The sequence below is a fragment of the Streptomyces sp. SID9727 genome (genome assembly GCF_010550605.1).
Taxonomy (GTDB): domain Bacteria; phylum Actinomycetota; class Actinomycetes; order Streptomycetales; family Streptomycetaceae; genus Streptomyces.
In genome coordinates this window covers 1-3,070 of the sequence record NZ_JAAGNI010000350.1, presented here as the reverse complement: position 1 = coordinate 3,070, position 3,070 = coordinate 1, and the positions used below count along the sequence as shown (strand labels likewise).

The 3,070-nt window shown below is 75.0% G+C and carries 3 protein-coding genes; all 3 read left to right on the top strand.

Going from position 1 to position 3,070, the window contains the following annotated elements; genetic code table 11:
• Window positions 1–427, top strand: a 427-nt coding sequence (locus G3I41_RS23965) for a cobalamin biosynthesis protein (RefSeq protein WP_203601569.1), incomplete at its 5' end; no start/stop codon positions are given.
• Window positions 424–1,977: a cobyric acid synthase gene (locus tag G3I41_RS23960; RefSeq protein ID WP_164402461.1), complete on the top strand. Its 1,554-nt coding sequence runs from the start codon at window positions 424–426 to the stop codon at window positions 1,975–1,977. The genes G3I41_RS23965 and G3I41_RS23960, both read left to right, overlap by 4 nt.
• The coding region (locus tag G3I41_RS23955; RefSeq protein WP_164402460.1) for an AAA family ATPase at window positions 1,974–3,070 on the top strand (1,097 nt) is incomplete at its 3' end. The genes G3I41_RS23960 and G3I41_RS23955, both read left to right, overlap by 4 nt.

Genomic DNA, 3,070 nt, shown 5'->3' with positions numbered 1-3,070 from the left:
GGCGTCCGCCCGGCTCGACGACCTCGCGGGCTGGCCCGGGGCCCGGCTCACCGCCCTGCTCGCCGTGGCCTCCGGGGGTCGCCCCGGGGAGGCGGTCCGGGCCTGGCGGGCCGACGCCGCGAAGCACCCGAGCCCCAACGCGGGGCCCGTGGAGGCCGCGTTCGCCGGGGCGCTCGGCGTACGGCTGGGCGGGACCCTCGCGTACGGGGGGCGCGTCGAGCACCGGCCCGTGCTCAACGGGAAGGCGGGCCGTGCCGTGGAGACCGGGGACATCGAGCGCGCCGTGCGGCTCTCGCGCCGGGTGGGCGTGCTCGCCCTCGGCGTCGGGGTGGCCGGCCGGCTGGGCGCGGCAGCGGTCGCGCGCCGGATCGCGGGACGGGCCGGAAGACCTCAAGGACCTCGTACCTCTGGACGGAGAGCGATATGAGCGGCGGACTGCTGGTCGCCGGGACCACGTCGGACGCGGGCAAGAGCGTCGTCACGGCGGGCATCTGCCGCTGGCTGGCGCGCCGGGGGGTGAAGGTGGCCCCGTTCAAGGCGCAGAACATGTCGCTGAACTCCTTCGTCACCCGGGAGGGCGCCGAGATCGGCCGGGCCCAGGCGATGCAGGCCCAGGCCGCCCGCGTCGAGCCGACCGCCCTGATGAACCCGGTGCTGCTCAAGCCCGGCGGCGACCGCTCCAGCCAGGTCGTCCTGATGGGGCGGGCGGTCGGCGAGATGAGCGCGCGCGGTTACCACGGCGGGCGGCAGGAGCGGCTGCTGTCCACCGTCACGGACTGCCTGGAGCAGCTGCGGAGCACGTACGACGCGGTGATCTGCGAGGGCGCGGGGTCGCCCGCCGAGATCAACCTGCGCCGTACGGACATCGTGAACATGGGCATCGCCCGGGCTGCGCGCTTCCCGGTCGTGGTGGTCGGGGACATCGACCGGGGCGGGGTCTTCGCCTCGTTCTTCGGGACGACCGCGCTGCTCGCGCCGGAGGACCAGGAGCTGGTCGCGGGGTACCTGGTCAACAAGTTCCGGGGCGACGTCTCGCTGCTGGAGCCCGGCCTGGACATGCTGCGCGACCTGACGGGCCGTCCCACGTACGGGGTGCTGCCCTTCGCGCACGGGCTAGGCATCGACGAGGAGGACGGGCTGCGGGTGTCGCTGCGCGGCACCGTACGCGAGTCGGCGGTCAGCCCGCCGCACGGCGAGGACGTCCTGCGCGTCGCCGTGTGCGCGATCCCGCTGATGTCGAACTTCACCGATGTGGACGCGCTGGCCGCCGAACCCGGTGTCGTCGTCCGCTTCGTGGACCGGGCCGAGGAGCTGGCCGACGCCGACCTCGTCATCGTGCCGGGCACCCGGGGCACCGTGAAGGCGCTCGCCTGGCTGCGCGAACGCGGGCTCGCCGACGCGCTGCGGCGGCGCGCCGCCGAGGGGCGGCCGGTGCTCGGGATCTGCGGCGGCTATCAGATCCTCGGTGAGCACATCGAGGACGAGGTCGAGTCGCGCGCGGGGCAGGTCGACGCGCTCGGTCTGCTGCCCGTGCGCGTCCGCTTCGACCGTGAGAAGACGCTCGCCCGGCCGTCCGGCGAGGCGCTCGGTGAGCCCGTCGAGGGGTACGAGATCCATCACGGCGTCGCCGATGTGCGCGGCGGCGAACCGTTCCTGACGGACGGCCGGGGCACCCCGCTGGACGGCTGCCGGTCCGGGGCCGTCTGGGGCACCCACTGGCACGGTTCGCTGGAGGGCGACGGCTTCCGCCGCCGGTTCCTGGCCGAGGTCGCCCGGCTCACCGGCCGCCGCTTCGTACCCGCGCCCGGCACCTGCTTCGCCGCACTGCGCGAGGAACAGCTCGACCGCCTCGGCGACCTGATCGAGGAACACGCGGACACCGACGCGCTGTGGCGGCTCATCGAGTCGGGCGCGCCGTCCGGTCTGCCGTTCGTCCCGCCCGGCGCGCCCGCCATCCCCGTCAAGGAGGCCCTGTGAGTACGCCCTACCCCTTCACCGCCATCGTCGGCCAGGACGACCTGCGGCTCGGGCTGCTGCTCAACGCGGTCAGCCCGGCTGTGGGCGGGGTCCTGGTCCGTGGTGAGAAGGGCACCGCCAAGTCGACCGCCGTGCGCGCGCTGGCCGCGCTGATGCCGGAGGTCTCCGTCGTGACGGGGTGCCGGTTCTCGTGCGACCCCGCCGCGCCCGACCCGGCGTGCCCGGACGGCCCGCACGAGGACGCCTCCGGCGTGTCGCGGGCGGCGCGGACCGTGGAGCTGCCCATCGGCGCGTCCGAGGACCGGCTCGTCGGGGCACTCGACATCGAACGAGCTCTTTCGGAGGGCGTGAAAGCCTTCGAGCCGGGGCTCCTGGCCACCGCGAATCGCGGCATTCTGTACGTCGACGAAGTCAACTTGCTGCATGACCACCTGGTCGACATCCTGCTCGACGCCGCAGCGATGGGGGCCTCCCATGTCGAGCGCGAGGGCGTCTCCGTACGGCATGCGGCGCGGTTCCTGCTCGTCGGGACGATGAACCCGGAAGAGGGCGAGCTGCGGCCGCAGTTGCTCGACCGGTTCGGGCTGACCGTCGAGGTCGCGGCGTCCCGCGAGACGGACCAGCGGGTGGAGGTGGTGCGGCGTCGGCTCGCCTACGACGACGATCCGGCGGGCTTCGCGGCGCGCTGGGCCGGCGAGGAAGCGGAGTTGCGGGACCGGATCGCGGCCGCGCGGGCGCTGCTGCCCGAAGTAGTGCTCGGCGACAAGGCGTTGCGGCAGATCGCGGCGACCTGCGCGGCCTTCGAGGTCGACGGGATGCGCGCGGACATCGTCATGGCCAGGGCCGCGACCGCGCTGGCCGCGTGGGCGGGGCGCACCGACGTGCTCGCCGAGGACGTCCGGCAGGCGGCGCTGCTCGCGCTCCCCCACCGGCGCCGGCGGAACCCCTTCGACGCGCCGGGGCTCGACGAGGACAAGCTGGACGACACGCTGGAGCGGAACGGCGGCGGGGACGACGAGCCGGAGCCGGACGGGCCCGGTGGCGGCGGTGACGGCGGGGGCGGCGGCCTTCCGCCGCAGGGGGACGGGCCCGC

What these genes read in the sequence shown, in the direction of transcription:
- G3I41_RS23960 (WP_164402461.1), top strand. Translation starts at nt 424, where the DNA reads ATGAGCGGCGGACTGCTGGTCGCCGGGACCACGTCGGACGCGGGCAAG.